The sequence below is a fragment of the Streptomyces sp. NPDC002870 genome, assembly GCF_042888505.1.
Lineage (GTDB): Bacteria > Actinomycetota > Actinomycetes > Streptomycetales > Streptomycetaceae > Streptomyces.
This window is the reverse complement of record NZ_JBIAPW010000001.1, coordinates 42,120-56,613: the sequence shown is the minus strand read 5'-3', so window position 1 is coordinate 56,613 and position 14,494 is coordinate 42,120. Positions and strand designations below refer to the sequence as shown.

Here is a 14,494-nt window from a genome sequence, read left to right as displayed (position 1 = left end):
TCGGCTTCTTTACGATGCGTGGCATGACGATGGGTGGCATGAAGCAGCGAACAGCGCAGGTCCGGTGGGAACAGCGCATGCAGAAACCCCTGCTGGCGCTCGCCGTGGCGTTCGCCGTCGGGTACGCCGTGCCCATCGTCGCGCCCGGCGCGGACCCGTGGGTGCACACCCTGTGCACGGTCACCGAATGGACGGTGTGGGGCGCGTTCGCCTTCGACTACCTCGTACGGCTGGCGCTGGCGCCGGGCAAGCGGCTGTTCGTACGCAGCCATCCGCTGGACCTGGTCGCGGTGGTGCTGCCGCTGGTGCAGCCGCTGCGGCTGCTGCGGGTCGTCTCCACGCTGCTGCTGGTGGGCCGGCGGGCCAGGATGGCGCCGCAGGTCACGCTGACGACGTATGTCGGGGGCGCGGTGGTGGGGCTGATGATGTTCGGCTCGCTGGCCGTGCTGCATGTGGAGCGGGACGCGCCCGGGGGGAACATCAAGACGCTGGGCGACGCGGTGTGGTGGTCGTTCACGACGATGACGACGGTCGGATACGGCGATCACGCGCCGACGACGGGACTCGGGCGGGTGCTCGCGGTCGGGCTGATGCTGTCGGGAATCGCGCTGCTCGGTGTCGTCACCGCCAATATCGCGGCGTGGTTCATCTCCCGCTTCGAGCGCGACGACGCGGAGGAGCGCCGGCAGACGGCGCTCCTCGAAGCGCTCACGCAGGAGATCAAGGACCTGCGGGCGGAGGTCGGGCGGCTGTCGGGAGCGGTCGCCGGGGCCACCGCTCCCGTACCGGCGCCGGGTCCTGTGCCCGAGCAGCCCGTCGGCTAACTCTCTCCGCCCGGGTCGTCCTCCCGGCTCTCCCCCTAGCTCTCCCAGATCTTGAACGCCCTTACTCCGTACGGCGATTGGGGCACCCAGGTGCCGCCGCCCGGGTAGGTGTCGAACTCACCCGTCTCCTCGCACTCCGCCGACTGGTACGTGGTGACGGGCCGCCCGGTCCGGTTGGCCAGCGACTGTGCGGTGGTGCCCGGCGGCAGCGGCACACAGCTCTCGATGTCGGTGCCGGACAGTTCATGGGCCTGGCGGACGCCCTGGAAGTTCCCCTTCTCCCAGAGACAGAGCTCGCCCGCCGCGCACTCCCCGAGACGGGGCTGCGCGGCGGTCGCCGTCTGCGGAGCCAGTACTGCTGCGGCCAGGAATGCGGCCGTGACGATCTTGCGCATATCGGTCAACCCCCGTGTCGCACTGGTCACTTGCTGATCAGTTGACCGCACCCTGACCTGCGGCGGACGGGTCGGGGAAGGGGGTACGGCGCAGATCACCCGGATAGGTGACAGCCCCGCCGGGCGGGCCCGGCGGGGCTGTTGTACGCGCGCGGTTGACGTCAGCGCGTGACGTACGGGCGTCAGATGTGGGCCGCGCCCGCACCCGGCTCGGCGTTCGCGCCGCGCTTGGTCAGCAGGGCGACGAGCGGGCTGCCCCGTTCGGACAGCGCGTAGGCGGACCCGGCGATCAACACGTCGGCGGACCCGGCGATTGCGGCCGAGCCGTCCTGGACGACACCGCGTCTTCGCGCCGGAGCGTACCCCCCTCGCGCACGGAATGTGACGGTCTTCCCCCCATCCCCCCGGGAACACGTGATCTCTCTCACGGTCTTCGCGAGCCCCCTCGCGCGTCTCCTAGGGTGTCCCGCAGTGACTTCCTTCGACTCCTCCCCCACCCTTACCGCTTGGCGCACCCTGCTCGCCCTCGCGGTCGTGTTCATCATGCTGGCGACCACCGGCTGGACCGCCGTACGACATCAGGGCGGTCCCCGTAACGCTCTCGAGGCGGAGCTGGCCGGCTGGACCAAGGCCCGGATAGGGGCGCGGGCGCTACCGGGGACCGATTCCGCGCCGCATCGGCTGGCCGCCTTCTTCGGCTCGCTCGGCAGTGCCCAGCGGGCCCGGCTCGCCGACCGCTACCCGCTCGTCGTCGGCAATCTCAACGGCGCCCCGGTCACCCTGCGCTACCGCGCCAACCGCACGGCCCTCGCACACTCACTCGAGCTCGAGCGCAAGCGCGTGACCGACCCCAACCTCACCGCGGACGGCCAACGCGAGGCCGTCCGCCGTATGCACCGCTTCAAGGCGCTGATGAGCGCCGACCGGCAGATCCTCGCCTTCGACCCGTCCGGGTCCGGCAAGGTCGCCGAGGTGCTCGGCGACCTCGGCCGCGCCCAGCGCGTCTCGGTGATCGTCCCCGGCGTCGACACCAATCTGCTCACCTTCCAGAGGACCGCCCGCAAGTACACCGCGCCCCTCGGCATGGCGCAGTCGCTGTACGCCGCAGAGCGGGCCGCATCCCCTGGTACGCGTACCGCCGTCATCGCCTGGGCCGACTACACCGCGCCCGTCGGCGTCGGCATGGACTCGGCCATCGGCCGCCTCGCCGAGAGCGGCGCGGTCCGGCTGACCGCGCTCACGAACGCGCTGCCCGGCGACTCCAGGGTCGCGCTGTTCTGCCACAGTTACGGCTCCGTCGTCTGCGGAGTCGCGGCCCGCCAACTGCCCGACCGGGTCGACGACATAGCGGTGGCCGGCAGCCCCGGCATGCGCGCCCAGAACGTCGCCGGACTCCAAGCACGCGCCCGGGTCTGGGCGATGCGGGACAGCGACGACTGGATCCAGGGGGTACCGCATCTCGAAGTCGGCGGTCTCGGGCACGGCGAGGACCCGGTGACACCGCAGTTCGGGGCGCGGGTGCTCTCCGCGGCAGGCGCGGTCGGCCACGCCGGCTATTTCGAGCCGGGTACGGAGAGCATCAGCAACTTCGCGGAGATAGGGGTCGGTTCGTACCGCAGCGTGAGCTGCGCGAGCGAAGATGACACATGCCGCAGTGGTATTTACGGCAACGAGGCGGCCTGACGCGCGTAGAGCGTCGTGGATCGGGCCTCGCACCGATGCAGACGCGCGGGCGCACGCCGCCTACGATGAGGCGTATGGGTGATGTGCTGGCCGGAATTCAAGCCACCTGGGAGTTCGAGACCGACTCCGTGCTCATCCGCTTCGAACGGGGGCTCCGCACGCCGAAGCTGTTCCAGACGCTTCGCGAACGCCGTATCCCCCACGAGGCGTTGGAGTCGGTGACACTCTCCCCGGGCAAGCGCGGCACGGTGGTGCTGCACGCCGTGCCCAGACCCGGCGCGGACCCGCTGATGGAGGCCGCGGCCGGGCAGTTGAAGGAGGGCTGCGACCCGTACCGTCTTGTGCTGCCCGCGGAACGGGAGACGCTCGCCGAGTACTACGCCGACGAACTGCGGGGCCTGCTCCCCGCGGACGCGGACAAGCCCGCCGAGCGGTACGCCGTGGCCGCGCCCGAGGCGCCGCTGGGCTTCAAGGCGTACGACGGGAAGGCCTCCTTCGACGGCTCGCACGTCGCCTTCCGCTGGTCCTGGACGGGCGCGTCGTCCGCCAAGTGGAAGGCGGGCGACCAGAGTTTCCCGGTCGGGGAGCTGAGCGGGGTCGAGTGGCGCTCGCCGGAGGCGTTCGACGGGTATCTGCGGCTGCTGCGGCACGGCGACGAACCCGGCGAAGAGGGCGCCGGGCCCGCGCAGGTGGACCAGGACCCGGCCGCGGTGCTGTTCGGGCTGAGGTACGGGCCGGTGCACGAGTCGCTGCCGTTCGCGGCCGCGGTGCTCGAATCCGTACGGAACACCGGTCCGGCGCCCGTACCGGCGCTGCGGGCGGGGCGGCGCGACCCGGCCGACATCGCGGAACGGATTCGGCACCTCGGGGAGCTGCACCAGGCGGGTCTGGTGACGGACGAGGAGTTCAGCACGAAGAAGGCGGAGCTGCTCTCGGAGCTGTGAGGGCCTGCGGGGCGGGCCTTCCGGGCGGACCACCCGGGCGAGACCGCGGGGAGAGCCACCCGCGGCCGGGCTTCCGGGGAGGACCGGTAGGCAGAGCCGGCCGGGCCGGCGGGGCGTTGTCCGCCTTCGCCGGCCCGTTCTCTGCGTACCGGCTACTCGCGGGCCGCCGAGGTCGACGACATGTCCGGGTACCTGTCCCCCGCCACCAGCCCGGCGATCGGCTCCAGCGCCGCCAGCTCGTCGGCGGTCAGCGTCAGCCTGGTCGCGCCGACGTTCTCCAGCAGTCGGCTGGTCTTGCGGGTGCCGGGGATCGGGACCACGGCGAGCGAGTGCACATCGGCCTGCTGGTGCACCCAGGCGAGGGCGACCTGCGCGGCCGTCGCCCCGTGCGCCGCCGCGATCTTGTGGAGCGGTTCCAGCAGCGCCGCGTTCGCCTTGGCGTTGTCACCGGTGAAGCGCGGCTGGTACTGGCGGAAGTCGTCCTGCGACAGCTCCTTGGCGGCGTCCGTGAACGCGCCGGTCAGAAAGCCCCGGCCGAGCGGCGAGTACGGCACGAAGGCGACACCGAGCTCCGCCGCCGCGCCCACCGCGCTGCGTTCCACGTCCCGGCTGAACAGCGACCACTCCGACTGCAGCGCGGCGATGGGGTGCACCGCGTGCGCCTCGCGCAGTTCCGCGCCGGTGACCTCGCTCAGCCCGAGGTGCCTGACCTTGCCCTGCTCGACCAGCTCGGCCATCGCGCCGACGGATTCGGCGAACGGCACGGCCGGGTCGCGGCGGTGCATGTAGTACAGGTCGATGACATCGGTCTTCAGCCGCCGCAGACTGTCCTCGACGGCCTGCCGGATGTACGCGCGGTCGTTGCGGATGCCCCGGTAGTGCGGGTCGTCGTTCCGCTCTATGGCGAACTTCGTCGCCAGCGTGATCTCGTCGCGGTGCGCTCCGACGAACGGCGCGAGGAACTCCTCGTTCGCCCCGCGTCCGTACACGTCCGCGGTGTCGAAGAGCGTGACGCCCGCCTCCAGCGCCGCCTCCAGGGTGTCCCGTGCAGCCGCCAGGTCGGTCTCACCGTAGAACTCGCTCATGCCCATGCAGCCAAGGCCCTGCACGCCGACCAGCGGTCCGCCGCTCCCGAGCCGCACCTGTGCGATCTTGCTACCACTCGTAAAGGATTCAGCCATCAGGTTCAGAGCCTCTCCGACGCCCGCCGGGCGTCCGCATAAAAGCCGATCTTGTGGTCGAGCACGGCGAGCGTGTCCTGGAGCTCCGCGATACGCGACCTGACGTCGCGCCGCGTCTGCTCCAGCAGCTCCTGCCGTGCCTCGAAGGTGTGCTCGCCCTCCCGCACCAGCTCTGCGTAGCGGACCATGTCAGCGACCGGCATCCCGGTCAGCCGCAGCTTGCCGACGAAGGCGAGCCAGTCCAGGTCACGGTTGGTGAAGCGCCGCTGTCCGGTGTGCGACCGGTCGACGTGCGGCATCAGCCCGATCCGCTCGTACCAGCGCAGGGTGTGCGCGGTGAGGCCGGTGAAGGCGACGACCTCGCTGATCGTGTAGCGGTCCTGCCCCTCGGGGCGGGGATGCGCGCGGGGCGCCGTGGCGCAGATGCCCGTCCGGTCCGCCTTGGTCTCGATCAGCGTCATGCCCTCAACGCTAGAACCCTGGAGTGCACTCCAAGCAAGCAGAAACCGATGGCAGTTTTCGTACGCCCCCCAATAGCCTGCGGTGGCATGAGCCTCGCCCGCCGCGCCACCCCACAGGACGCCGAAGAGCTGGTACGCCTCCGCAAGGTCATGCTGGACTCGTGTCACGGTCCGAATCCCGACGTCAGCTGGCAGTCCGCCGCCGCAGAAACCCTGCGCAAGAAGCTCGCCGAGCCGGTCGGCGACCTGACGGCGTTCGTCGTCGAGCGCCCCGGCGGCCTGGCGGCCTGCGCCGTCGGCACGATCGATCACCGGCTGGGCGGCCCGGGCAATCCGCACGGCACGTCCGGATACGTGTTGAGCGTGGCCACCGACCCGGATATGCGCCGGCGCGGCTACTCCCGCGCCTGCCTGGAGGCGCTGCTGGCCTGGTTCCGCGAGCGCGGCGTACCCAGGATCGACCTGCGCGCCTCCTTGGACGGCGAGCCGCTGTACACCTCGCTCGGCTTCGTCCGCACCCCCGATCCCGCGATGAGACTGACCCTTTAGGCTCGTACGCATGCAGAGCCTGGCGATGATCGAGAACTGGCCGGTACCGACCGCGGCGGCCGCCGTCGTACGAGCGGACGGCACGGTCGCCGGTTCGTACGGCCCCACCTCGCACCGCTTCCCGCTCGCCTCCGTCACCAAGCCGCTCGCGGCGTACGCGGCGCTCGTGGCGTACGAGGAGGGGGCGGTCGAACTAGACGAGCCGGCGGGCCCCGAGGGCTCGACGGTCCGTCATCTGCTCGCCCACACCTCGGGCCTGGCCTTCGACGAGCACCGTGTGACGGCCCCGCCCGGCACCCGCCGGCTGTACTCCAACGCGGGCTTCGAAGTGCTCGCCGACCACATCGCCAAGGCGACGGAGATCCCTTTCGCGGAGTATCTGCACCAGGCGGTGCTCGAGCCGCTGGGCATGACGGCGACCACGCTGGACGGCTCGCCGGCGAAAGACGGCGTCTCGTCGGTCGACGACCTGGTGCGCTTCGCCGCGGAGGTGCAGGCCCCGCGTCTCCTTGACGCCCGCACGGTGCTGGAGGCGATGACGGTCGTGCACCCCGGCCTGTCCGGGATCCTCCCGGGCTACGGGCACCAGAAGCCCAACGACTGGGGACTCGGCTTCGAGATCCGGGACGCCAAGTCCCCGCACTGGACGGGCAGTTCGTCCTCGCCGCGCACCTTCGGCCACTTCGGCCAGTCGGGCACGTTCCTGTGGATCGACCCCGACGCGCGGGCCGCGTGCGTGGCACTCACGGACCGGGCCTTCGGTCAGTGGGCCATCGAGGCGTGGCCGCCGTTCACGGACGCGGTGCTCGCCGAGCTGCGCCGAGGGTGAACCGGGGCTCCGCCCCGACCCTCCCTTGCGCCTCAAACGCCGGCGGGGCGTGAATTCGCCTCGTTCAGCTCCCAGAGCAGGACCTCGGCAGCCTCCGACGCCGCCAGCTCCAGGCCCTCCGCGTCCACGATCCGTACCGAGTCGCCCGGCCCCAACTCCGCGTCTGCCAGCCGCACTTCGCCCCGTACCACATGGACGTACACAGCCGCCGCGTCCGGCACCGCCGTGCGTTCGCCCGGGGCGAGGCGGCGGACGTGGAGCATCGCGCCCGCCTCGGGCAGCGCGTACGGCGTCGAGTCCGCGATGCCGCGCACGATCTCGTACGAAGGGTCGCCGCCAGGTGACAGCGGCTCGAGCCACATCTGTACGAAGACCAGCGGCGCTTCCCCGTCGTTGCGCTCCACATGCCGCACCCCGCCCGCCGAGCTGAGCCGCTGCACGTCCCCGGGCCGGACCACCGTCGCGTGGCCCGCCGAGTCGCGGTGGGTGAGCTCGCCCTGGACGACCCAGGTGACGATCTCGGTGTGGCTGTGCGGATGCTCGTCGAAGCCCGCGCCCGGCTCGAGGCGTTCCTCGTTGCAGGCGAGGATCGCGCCGAAGCGGAGGTTGTCGGGGTCGTAGTGGCGCCCGAAGGAGAACGCGTGCAGGGACTCGATGCCCGAGGCGGGGTCGCCGCCGCGGAAGCGGTCGGCGGAGCGCCGTACGTCAATCACGGGTCCACCGTAGACCCGCGCGGAGTCTGCCGCGGCAGGCCCGTTCGCCGGGCGGAGTCCGGCGCGGGCGCCCCGAAGCTGGCGACCCCGAGGCCCGGGGATGCGAAGGCACCATGAGGAAGGAGGCCCCCCGCCACCCCGTGCACCCGTCCTGATAAGGCAGTCTTGTCCCGTGCCCGAACCTGCAGCGAACGTCCCCCACCCACATCCCGCGACCCTGCGCCGCCTGGAGCAGTCCTCCGGCCGGCTCGCCGCGAACGCCATCGCACGCATGGACGAGACGCTGCCCTGGTACCGGGCGATGCCCCCGGAGAACCGGTCGTGGATCGGTCTGGTCGCCCAGGCCGGCATCGCCGCTTTCACCGAGTGGTTCCGGCATCCGGAGACGCCCCAGGCGATCTCGACCGATGTCTTCGGTACGGCTCCGCGCGAGCTGACCCGGGCGATCACCTTGCGCCAGACCGTCGAGATGGTGCGGACCACCATCGAGGTGATGGAGTCGGCGATCGAGGAAGTGGCCGCCCCCGGCGACGAGTCCGTGCTGCGCGAGGCCCTGCTCGTCTACGCGCGCGAGATCGCTTTCGCCACCGCCCAGGTGTACGCGCAGGCCGCAGAGGCACGCGGCGCCTGGGACGCCCGCCTGGAATCCCTCGTCGTGAACGCCGTGCTGTCCGGCGAGGCCGACGAGGGCGCGGTCTCCCGCGCCGCCGCACTCGGCTGGAATTCGCCGGAGCATGTCTGCGTCATCCTCGGCACCGCGCCCGACGGCGACAGCGAACTGACCGTCGAGGCGATCCGCCGTGCCGCCCGACACGCCAAGCTCCAGGTCCTCACCGGAGTTCTCGGCGACCGGCTCGTCGTCATCGCCGGCGGCAGCGACAACCCGCTGAAGGTCGCCAAGGGGCTGATCGGGCCTTATGCGGCCGGACCCGTGGTCGCGGGCCCCATCGTCCCCGACCTGCTCGCCGCGACCAGGTCGGCGCAGGCCGCTGCCGCCGGGCTCAAGGCGTGCACGGCGTGGCAGGACGCGCCACGCCCGGTGCTCGCGGACGATCTGCTGCCGGAGCGCGCGATCGCCTCGGACCCTGCCGCGCGTGAGCAGTTGGTGGAGGAGATCTACAGACCGCTGGAAGAAGCGGGGTCGGCGCTACTGGAAACTCTGAGCGTCTATCTGGAGCAGGCAAGCAGTCTCGAGGGCGCCGCACGGATGCTGTTCGTGCACCCCAACACCGTGCGCTACCGGCTGCGACGTGTGACCGACGTCACCGGCTGGTCACCCTCCGATGTGCGCTCCGCGTTCACTCTGCGAATCGCGCTGATCCTGGGGCGTCTGGCCGACGGGGATTCGCAGTCCTAGACTTTTGTCGAAGACTAACAATTCCCCTGACGGTTCTTGGTCCCTGTCCTCACGGGCGGTTTGAGCCGTCCACAAGAGAGAGTGTGAGGGTGCTCGTACTCGTCGCTCCCGGCCAAGGCGCTCAGACGCCCGGCTTCCTGACTCCATGGCTCGACCTCCCCGGCGCCTCCGACCGCATCGCGGCCTGGTCCGACGCCATCGGGCTCGACCTTGCCCACTACGGCACGAAGGCCGACGCGGACGAGATCCGCGACACCGCTGTGGCACAGCCGCTGCTGGTCGCCGCCGGCCTGCTGTCGGCCGACGCGCTCGGTGCTGTGCAGCCCGGCGCCGTCGCGGGCCACAGCGTCGGTGAGATCACCGCGGCCGCGTTCGCGGGCGTCGTCGACGACGCCGCCGCGCTCGGTTTCGTACGAACGCGCGGACTGGCGATGGCCGAGGCCGCCGCGGTCACCGAGACCGGCATGGCGGCCGTTCTCGGCGGCGACCCCGAGCAGGTTCTCGCCCACCTCGAAAAGCTCGGCCTGACCCCGGCCAATGTCAACGGCGCCGGCCAGATCGTCGCCGCGGGCACCGCCGAGCAACTCGCCGTGCTGGCCGAGGAGAAGCCGGAGAAGGCACGCGTGATCGCTCTGAAGGTGGCCGGCGCGTTCCACACGCACCACATGGCGCCCGCGGTCGCGACCCTCCAGGAAGCCGCCGCGGAACTCACGGTCTCCGACCCGGTCGTGTCGTACATCTCGAACAAGGACGGCCGCGTCGTCTCCACCGGTGACGAGGTCATCGCCCGGCTGGTCGGCCAGGTCGCCAACCCGGTCCGCTGGGACCTGTGCATGGAGACCTTCAAGGAGCGGGGCGTCACCGGTCTGATCGAGGTCTGCCCCGGCGGCACGCTCACCGGCCTCGCCAAGCGCGCTCTGCCGGGCGTGCAGACCCTCGCGCTCAAGACCCCCGACGACCTCGACGCGGCCCGCACGCTCGTCGCCGAGCACTCTTCCTGACAAGGAGCCGTAGAGCATGTCGAAGATCAAGCCCAGCCAGGGCGCCCCGTACGCACGCATCATGGGTGTCGGCGGCTACCGCCCGACCCGGATCGTGCCGAACGAGGTGATCCTCGAGACGATCGACTCCTCCGACGAGTGGATCCGCTCCCGTTCGGGCATCGCCACCCGCCATTGGGCCTCCCCCGAGGAGACCGTGAGCGCGATGTCCGTCGAGGCGGCCGGCAAGGCGATCGCCGACGCCGGGATCAGCCCGCAGCAGATCAGCGGCGTGATCGTCTCCACCGTCTCGCACTTCAAGCAGACCCCGGCCATCGCCACCGAGATCGCGGACAAGATCGGCGCGGTCAAGCCGGCCGCGTTCGACATCTCCGCGGGCTGCGCGGGCTTCGGCTACGGACTGACCCTCGCCAAGGGCATGGTCGTCGAGGGCTCCGCCGAGTACGTGCTCGTCATCGGCGTCGAGCGGCTGAGCGATCTGACCGACCTCGAGGACCGTGCGACGGCCTTCCTGTTCGGCGACGGCGCGGGCGCGGTCGTCGTGGGCCCCGCCAACGAGCCGCAGATCGGCCCGACCGTGTGGGGTTCCGAGGGCGACAAGTCCGACACCATCAAGCAGACCGTGCCGTGGGACGACTACCGCGAGGGCAAGGTCGATAAGTTTCCGGCGATCACGCAGGAGGGCCAGGCGGTCTTCCGCTGGGCCGTGTTCGAGATGGCGAAGGTCGCCCAGCAGGCGCTGGACGCGGCCGGAATCAGCTCGGACGACCTGGACGTCTTCATTCCGCACCAGGCCAATATGCGGATCATCGATTCGATGGTGAAGACTCTGAAGCTGCCGGAGCACGTCGTGGTCGCTCGTGACGTGGAGACCACCGGCAACACTTCGGCCGCCTCGATCCCGCTCGCCATGGAGCGGCTCCTGGCGACCGGACAGGCGAAGAGCGGTGACACCGCGCTCGTCATCGGCTTCGGGGCGGGTCTCGTCTACGCCGCGACGGTCGTTACCCTCCCCTAAGCAACCGGATCTTCCGGACGCCACACCCTCTGATAGAAAATCGAAGGAGCGCCACATGGCCGCCACTCAGGAAGAGATCGTCACCGGTCTCGCGGAGATCGTCAACGAGATCGCCGGCATCCCGGTCGAGGACGTCCAGCTGGACAAGTCCTTCACCGACGACCTGGACGTCGACTCGCTGTCCATGGTCGAGGTCGTCGTCGCCGCCGAAGAGCGCTTCGACGTCAAGATCCCGGACGACGACGTCAAGAACCTGAAGACCGTCGGCGACGCCGCGGACTACATCGCGAAGCACCAGGCCTGAGCCTGAACGCGTTTGTCGCCACCTGACGGTGGCGCCGTGACAATTCAGCACCCCCCTACACGTGGAGAAAGAATTCCTGTGAGCTCGACCAATCGCACCGTGGTCGTCACCGGTATCGGCGCAACCACACCGTTGGGTGGCGACAGCGCATCGACCTGGGAGGGTCTGCTCGCCGGGCGCTCCGGGGTGAAGCCCCTCGACAGCGAGCGCTTCGCCGACCTCCCGGTCCGGATCGCCGCGCCCGCGGCGGTCGACCCGAGCGAGGTCCTGCCGCGCCCGCTGGCCCGCAAGCTGGACCGCTCGGCGCAGTTCGCACTGATCGCCGCGCGCGAGGCCTGGGCCGACGCCGGCTACACCGCTCCTGCGGGCGAGGACGAGAAGATCCTGCCCGAGCGTCTGGGCACGGTCATCGCCTCCGGCATCGGTGGCGTAACGACTCTGCTCGACCAGTACGACGTGCTCAAGGAGAAGGGCGGACGCCGCGTCTCCCCGCACACCGTTCCGATGCTGATGCCGAACGGCCCGTCCGCCAACGTCGGCCTCGAGGTGAACGCCCAGGCGGGCGTGCACACTCCGGTCTCCGCGTGCGCGTCCGGCGCCGAGGCCATCGGCTACGCCGTCGAGATGATCCGCACCGGCCGTGCCGATGTGGTCGTCGCGGGCGGCACCGAGGCGGCGATCCACCCCCTGCCCGTCGCGGCGTTCGCCAACATGATGGCCATGTCGAAGAACAACGACGAGCCCGAGAAGGCCTCTCGCCCGTACGACAAGGCCCGTGACGGCTTTGTGCTCGGCGAGGGCGCGGGCGTCGTCATCCTCGAGTCGGCCGAGCACGCCGCGCGGCGCGGCGCGAAGGTCTACTGCGAGGTGCTGGGCCAGGGCCTGTCCGCGGACAGCCACCACATCGCGCAGCCCGAGCCGAGCGGCCGCGGCATCGCGTCCGCGCTGCAGAACCTGCTCGACTCGACGGACCTCAAGCCGTCCGAAGTGGTGCACCTCAACGCGCACGCGACGTCCACCCCACAGGGTGACGTCGCCGAGATCAAGGCCCTGCGCAAGGTCCTGGGCGACGAGCTCGACCATGTCGCGGTCTCCGCCACGAAGTCGATGACGGGCCATCTGCTGGGCGGCGCGGGCGGCATCGAGACGGTCGCGACGGTGCTGGCGCTGTACCACCGCACGGCCCCGCCGACCATCAACGTCGACGACCTCGACGAGGAGGTCGACGCGGACGTCGTGCGCGGCGAGCCCCGCGAGCTGCCGCAGGGCACGATCGCGGCGATCAACAACTCGTTCGGCTTCGGCGGCCACAACGTGGTCCTGGCGTTCCGGACCGTCTGATCCGGCTGATCCGGCTGAGTTTCTGTTCGTACGCGAAAGGGCCCCCACCGCGCGGTGGGGGCCCTTTCGGGTGTGCCTCTCGCGTACGTCAGACGACCTGGTGGAGCCAGCGGACCGGCGCGCCCTCCCCTGCGTACCGGAACGGCTCCAGTTCGTCGTCCCACGGCTTGCCCAGCAGCTTCGAGATCTCCGCCTCGAGGTCCGTCTCACCCTGCGCCGAGCGCGCCAGCGCGGCGCGCAGCCGGTCCTCCGGGATCAGGATGTCGCCGTGGATCCCGGTGACGGCGTGAAAGATGCCGAGGCCGGGCGTGGCGCTGTAGCGCTCGCCCTCCGCCGTGGGGCAGGGCTCTGCGGTCACCTCGAAGCGCAGCATCTGCCAGCCGCGCAGCGCCGAGGCGAGTTTGGAGGCCGTGCCCACCTCGCCCTGCCAGGAGAACTCGGCTCTCCAGGTGCCGGGCGATGCGGGCTGGCGGATCCAGTCGAGCTGGACCCGCACACCAAGAACACCCGCCACCGCCCATTCGACGTGCGGGCACAGCGCGCGCGGCGCGGAGTGAACGTACAGAACGCCACGTGTCGTCACCGGGACCTCCAGTGTGGGACGAGGATCGCCTTCCCAGCGGCCTCAGTAAACAGCATCGGGAGTCAAACTCCACAAAAGGGACAGTATGTGACGTGATGTAATTTACCGGAGCCGATGGGCACGACGCCTCTGGGTCGACGGGGAAAAGCTACCGTGAGTAGGTGGCCGAGGGGTGACGTAATGTCGGTCCGGGAGCCCGTACGCACCAAGCTTTCACTCGGCAGGACGTCACGTACAGGTGATACGGAGGGGATCTGGGCATGGGGGAAACGAGCCGGAAGCGCCGCTTCTCGCGCAGCGCGGCGGCAGCGCTGACGGCAGTGGTCCTCCTCGCGACCGGCGCCCTGACGGGATGTGACTCCGCGTCGGACACGCGGGGCAACGGCTCCCCCGCCAAGCCGCGGCCGTCCCCCAGCCCCACCCCCGTCTGGGACCGCAGCCCCGACTCCATCGCCGCCGTCGGCGACTCCATCACCCGCGGCTTCGACGCCTGTGTGGTGTTCTCCGACTGTCCGGAGGTGTCCTGGGCGACCGGCACGGACGCGACGGTGCGGAGCCTGGCGCTGCGGCTGATCGGGGAGCCCGCGGTTACGGAGCGCAGTTGGAACTTCGCCCGCTCGGGGGCCGATGTGGCGGACCTGGCCGAGCAGATGACGCAGGCGGCGGCCAAGAGGCCCGAGCTGGTGACGGTGATGGTCGGCGCGAACGACGCCTGCGCAGACACGGCGGAGCGGATGACTCCGGTCGAGGAGTTCCGGAGTTCCTTCGCGGCGGCGGTGCGGCAGTTACGGCGCAGCGCGCCGAAGGCTCAGATGTACGTGTCGAGCGTGCCGGATCTCAAGCGGCTCTGGTCGACCGGGCGCGGCAATCCACTGGGCCGGCAGATCTGGAAGCTGGGCATCTGCGCCTCCATGCTGGGCAACGCGGAGGACGGGAGCGCGAAGGCGCAAACGCGGCGGGACCGGGTGCATGAGCGGGTCGTGGCGTACAACGAGGTGCTCAAGGACGTCTGCGGGAAGGATCTGCGCTGCCGGTACGACGGCGGGGCGGTCTTCGAGTACCGGTTCGAAGGCGAGCAGTTGAGCCGCTGGGACTGGTTCCACCCGAGCAAGAACGGGCAGCAGCGGCTGGCGGAGATCGCGTACCGCAACGTGACGGCGGCGAAGCCACCGCGGGCGTGAACCGGGGCTTTGCGCCCCGGATCCCCGCGTCCTGTGCTGCCCTCGGCTGCCGGACGGTGGCTGTTGGGGCCGGAGCGGCGTGTGTGACGCCGTAGCCAGGGGCGCGGCCAGGACGCGATACTTCCGCCAC

Annotated in this window: 16 protein-coding genes; 11 read left to right on the top strand and 5 right to left on the bottom strand. The window is 70.7% G+C overall.

The window, feature by feature from the left end; translation table 11 throughout:
- The first annotated feature begins 38 nt into the window (after positions 1 to 38).
- Positions 39 to 824, top strand: a complete 786-nt coding sequence (locus tag ACFYWY_RS00280; protein WP_389177239.1) for a potassium channel family protein — start codon at positions 39 to 41, stop codon at positions 822 to 824.
- A 35-nt stretch (positions 825 to 859) separates the two neighbouring features.
- Here ACFYWY_RS00280 and ACFYWY_RS00275 read toward each other — a convergent pair whose 3' ends face one another.
- On the bottom strand, positions 860 to 1,219 hold the full coding sequence (locus ACFYWY_RS00275) for a peptidase inhibitor family I36 protein (RefSeq protein WP_389177236.1): 360 nt from the start codon (positions 1,217 to 1,219) through the stop codon (positions 860 to 862).
- Positions 1,220 to 1,690: 471 nt separating this feature from the next.
- On the opposite strand from ACFYWY_RS00275, the gene ACFYWY_RS00270 reads away from it, so the two are divergent.
- On the top strand, positions 1,691 to 2,902 hold the full coding sequence (locus ACFYWY_RS00270; protein ID WP_389177233.1) for an alpha/beta hydrolase: 1,212 nt from the start codon (positions 1,691 to 1,693) through the stop codon (positions 2,900 to 2,902).
- Positions 2,903 to 2,976: 74 nt separating this feature from the next.
- Positions 2,977 to 3,846 carry a DUF4429 domain-containing protein gene (locus tag ACFYWY_RS00265; protein WP_389177230.1) on the top strand — a complete coding sequence of 290 codons (870 nt, stop codon included), beginning with the start codon at positions 2,977 to 2,979 and terminating at the stop codon, positions 3,844 to 3,846.
- Positions 3,847 to 3,998: 152 nt separating this feature from the next.
- Here ACFYWY_RS00265 and ACFYWY_RS00260 read toward each other — a convergent pair whose 3' ends face one another.
- Together ACFYWY_RS00260 and ACFYWY_RS00255 are read right to left on the bottom strand one after the other, a co-directional pair.
- Positions 3,999 to 5,027: an aldo/keto reductase gene (locus ACFYWY_RS00260; RefSeq protein WP_389177227.1), complete on the bottom strand. Its 1,029-nt coding sequence runs from the start codon at positions 5,025 to 5,027 to the stop codon at positions 3,999 to 4,001.
- Between the two features lie 5 nt (positions 5,028 to 5,032).
- The gene (locus ACFYWY_RS00255; RefSeq protein WP_389177224.1) at positions 5,033 to 5,488 is read right to left on the bottom strand and encodes a MerR family transcriptional regulator; all 456 of its coding nucleotides are present in this window, start codon (positions 5,486 to 5,488) and stop codon (positions 5,033 to 5,035) included.
- Between the two features lie 87 nt (positions 5,489 to 5,575).
- Here ACFYWY_RS00255 and ACFYWY_RS00250 point away from each other — a divergent pair, with 87 nt between their 5' ends.
- Together ACFYWY_RS00250 and ACFYWY_RS00245 are read left to right on the top strand one after the other, a co-directional pair.
- Entirely contained in the window at positions 5,576 to 6,037 is a 462-nt protein-coding gene (locus tag ACFYWY_RS00250; protein ID WP_389177221.1) for a GNAT family N-acetyltransferase, read from the top strand.
- 10 nt (positions 6,038 to 6,047) lie between these two features.
- The gene (locus tag ACFYWY_RS00245) at positions 6,048 to 6,866 is read left to right on the top strand and encodes a serine hydrolase domain-containing protein (protein ID WP_389177218.1); all 819 of its coding nucleotides are present in this window, start codon (positions 6,048 to 6,050) and stop codon (positions 6,864 to 6,866) included.
- Positions 6,867 to 6,898: 32 nt separating this feature from the next.
- Here ACFYWY_RS00245 and ACFYWY_RS00240 read toward each other — a convergent pair whose 3' ends face one another.
- Positions 6,899 to 7,579 (bottom strand): pirin family protein, encoded by a 681-nt coding sequence (locus ACFYWY_RS00240; protein ID WP_389177215.1) that lies wholly within the window; start codon positions 7,577 to 7,579, stop codon positions 6,899 to 6,901.
- Positions 7,580 to 7,751: 172 nt separating this feature from the next.
- Here ACFYWY_RS00240 and ACFYWY_RS00235 point away from each other — a divergent pair, with 172 nt between their 5' ends.
- From ACFYWY_RS00235 to fabF, 5 genes are all read left to right on the top strand, one after another.
- A complete protein-coding gene (locus ACFYWY_RS00235) occupies positions 7,752 to 8,936 on the top strand; it encodes a PucR family transcriptional regulator (RefSeq protein WP_389177212.1) in 1,185 nt (394 codons plus the stop codon).
- Positions 8,937 to 9,025: 89 nt separating this feature from the next.
- A complete protein-coding gene (locus ACFYWY_RS00230) occupies positions 9,026 to 9,937 on the top strand; it encodes an ACP S-malonyltransferase (RefSeq protein ID WP_389177209.1) in 912 nt (303 codons plus the stop codon).
- 16 nt (positions 9,938 to 9,953) lie between these two features.
- Entirely contained in the window at positions 9,954 to 10,955 is a 1,002-nt protein-coding gene (locus ACFYWY_RS00225) for a ketoacyl-ACP synthase III (RefSeq protein ID WP_389177206.1), read from the top strand.
- Between the two features lie 55 nt (positions 10,956 to 11,010).
- On the top strand, positions 11,011 to 11,259 hold the full coding sequence (locus ACFYWY_RS00220; protein WP_078077492.1) for an acyl carrier protein: 249 nt from the start codon (positions 11,011 to 11,013) through the stop codon (positions 11,257 to 11,259).
- Positions 11,260 to 11,337: 78 nt separating this feature from the next.
- Positions 11,338 to 12,600 carry a beta-ketoacyl-ACP synthase II gene (fabF, locus tag ACFYWY_RS00215; protein ID WP_389177203.1) on the top strand — a complete coding sequence of 421 codons (1,263 nt, stop codon included), beginning with the start codon at positions 11,338 to 11,340 and terminating at the stop codon, positions 12,598 to 12,600.
- 88 nt (positions 12,601 to 12,688) lie between these two features.
- On the opposite strand, the gene ACFYWY_RS00210 is transcribed toward fabF, so the two are convergent.
- Positions 12,689 to 13,183 (bottom strand): DUF3145 domain-containing protein, encoded by a 495-nt coding sequence (locus ACFYWY_RS00210; RefSeq protein ID WP_389177200.1) that lies wholly within the window; start codon positions 13,181 to 13,183, stop codon positions 12,689 to 12,691.
- A 260-nt stretch (positions 13,184 to 13,443) separates the two neighbouring features.
- Between ACFYWY_RS00210 and ACFYWY_RS00205 the strand changes: the two genes are divergently transcribed.
- Entirely contained in the window at positions 13,444 to 14,364 is a 921-nt protein-coding gene (locus ACFYWY_RS00205) for an SGNH/GDSL hydrolase family protein (RefSeq protein ID WP_389177197.1), read from the top strand.
- Positions 14,365 to 14,494: the final 130 nt, after the last annotated feature.

What these genes read in the sequence shown, in the direction of transcription:
- ACFYWY_RS00205 (WP_389177197.1), top strand. Translation starts at nt 13,444, where the DNA reads ATGGGGGAAACGAGCCGGAAGCGCCGCTTCTCGCGCAGCGCGGCGGCA.
- ACFYWY_RS00225 (WP_389177206.1), top strand. Translation starts at nt 9,954, where the DNA reads ATGTCGAAGATCAAGCCCAGCCAGGGCGCCCCGTACGCACGCATCATG.
- ACFYWY_RS00260 (WP_389177227.1), bottom strand. Translation starts at nt 5,027, where the DNA reads ATGGCTGAATCCTTTACGAGTGGTAGCAAGATCGCACAGGTGCGGCTC.
- ACFYWY_RS00265 (WP_389177230.1), top strand. Translation starts at nt 2,977, where the DNA reads ATGGGTGATGTGCTGGCCGGAATTCAAGCCACCTGGGAGTTCGAGACC.
- ACFYWY_RS00280 (WP_389177239.1), top strand. Translation starts at nt 39, where the DNA reads ATGAAGCAGCGAACAGCGCAGGTCCGGTGGGAACAGCGCATGCAGAAA.
- ACFYWY_RS00255 (WP_389177224.1), bottom strand. Translation starts at nt 5,488, where the DNA reads ATGACGCTGATCGAGACCAAGGCGGACCGGACGGGCATCTGCGCCACG.
- ACFYWY_RS00220 (WP_078077492.1), top strand. Translation starts at nt 11,011, where the DNA reads ATGGCCGCCACTCAGGAAGAGATCGTCACCGGTCTCGCGGAGATCGTC.
- ACFYWY_RS00250 (WP_389177221.1), top strand. Translation starts at nt 5,576, where the DNA reads ATGAGCCTCGCCCGCCGCGCCACCCCACAGGACGCCGAAGAGCTGGTA.
- ACFYWY_RS00275 (WP_389177236.1), bottom strand. Translation starts at nt 1,219, where the DNA reads ATGCGCAAGATCGTCACGGCCGCATTCCTGGCCGCAGCAGTACTGGCT.
- ACFYWY_RS00245 (WP_389177218.1), top strand. Translation starts at nt 6,048, where the DNA reads ATGCAGAGCCTGGCGATGATCGAGAACTGGCCGGTACCGACCGCGGCG.